This is a genomic window from Rothia sp. HMSC076D04, assembly GCF_001814645.1.
In the GTDB taxonomy this organism is placed as follows: Bacteria; Actinomycetota; Actinomycetes; order Actinomycetales; family Micrococcaceae; genus Rothia; species Rothia mucilaginosa.
Genome location: NZ_KV817355.1, coordinates 1 through 1,403, shown reverse-complemented (window position 1 = coordinate 1,403; position 1,403 = coordinate 1). Strand labels below are relative to the sequence as shown.

Here is a 1,403-nt window from a genome sequence, read left to right as displayed (position 1 = left end):
AGCGTCCGTAGTCTTGACTCACCAAACCAACATTCGCCAACAAGTCATCAGGTGATATGTCCTGTACCGACTTATCTCCAATGAGGATGTCTCCTTTGGAAGGCTTAAGCATGCCCATGAGTGCATTTACTAGGGTTGTCTTTCCCGATCCATTGGGGCCGACAATACCAATCATCTGCCCGGGACCAAAAGTGAGATTGATGTTTTTAAGAGCGAAAGAATCAGCTTTTGGGTACTGGATAGCAAGATTCCTGATGGAAACGCTGGAGATTTCAGGGTAGGTATCGGCAATCGGATTTTTCTGCCCGGGCTGTGCGCTAGAAATAAACTTTCGATATACATCAATTGCGTTTGACCCCGCCGCCATCGAGCTAAGGTCGCTTCCCATCGAGCCAAGCGAGACTATAGCTGAGGTAATACCTATAACAGCTCCAGCAAGAACGCCGGGAGCCGGCACCGAGGCCGCTAGAAAAATAAGGGCTAAAGCTAGCAATGCAGCGCTTATAAAACCAACAATTGTATATATTCTGAGGATGTAACGAGCTAGGCCAATTTCCTCCTCACCGGATTTTTTCCGTTCTTGATTAGCGCGACGCGCAAAGAATGAACGAGCATTAAGAATTGCAAGCTCACGAGCAGTAGTTATTTGTGCAATCTGGTTAGTGCTATGCCATGCGTTGTAGCTATATGAATATATTTTTTCCATTGCCTCAGCATTTTTACTCGAATAGAGATGTGACATCAAGGCAACAGGAATCATACCTGCAAGCATGCAGAGTGAAGCATATACATTGATCTTTCCTACGGAATAACTAAGGGCTCCCGTCGAAAAAATGATGAATATCAGAGCACCCATAGTAGAAACTTGAGATCCTAGGCTCCCCCCTGTCACAGCATCATGAGCTGCCCTTGATGAGCGAGCATAATCACCACTCGCGATTTCCTGAGAAGAACAAGTCGCCAGACGAGAAGATACGTTCTGAATACCTGTACTTGACATTCGAGAATTTAGAATCATACGCAGAGAATCTGATGCTTGCCCCAGGGCAATGTATCCTGCCAGCACAAAACTAACCCCCAGGGCTAGTGGGAGCACCTCATCCTGACTCTGACCCAAATGCTCAACAAGCCTAGTGACAGCCTCCATCTGCAAAGCGGGGAATAGCGATAGGCACACAACAGACGCTAGATAGGAGACGGTCCATACGGGGTGATTTCTGAAAGCATAAACCACGGACCAAACAGTATTAGCCATAATCTTACGCATCTTTATAGTCCCTTTCAGTAGAAGTTTTGCGCCCTGCAGAATCTTCAGAGATCTGATTTTTGAAAATTTCCATAAACTTTCCCTCTGCCTTCAGTAGCTCCCGGTAGGTTCCTTGCTCCACCACACACCCACCATC

1 protein-coding gene is annotated in these 1,403 nt (G+C 46.6%); it reads right to left on the bottom strand.

What is annotated here, in order from left to right; all coding sequences use genetic code 11:
* Window positions 1–1,255, bottom strand: a 1,255-nt coding sequence (locus HMPREF2980_RS00150) for an ATP-binding cassette domain-containing protein (RefSeq protein WP_168165848.1), incomplete at its 3' end; no start/stop codon positions are given.
* Between the last annotated feature and the right edge of the window lie 148 nt (window positions 1,256–1,403).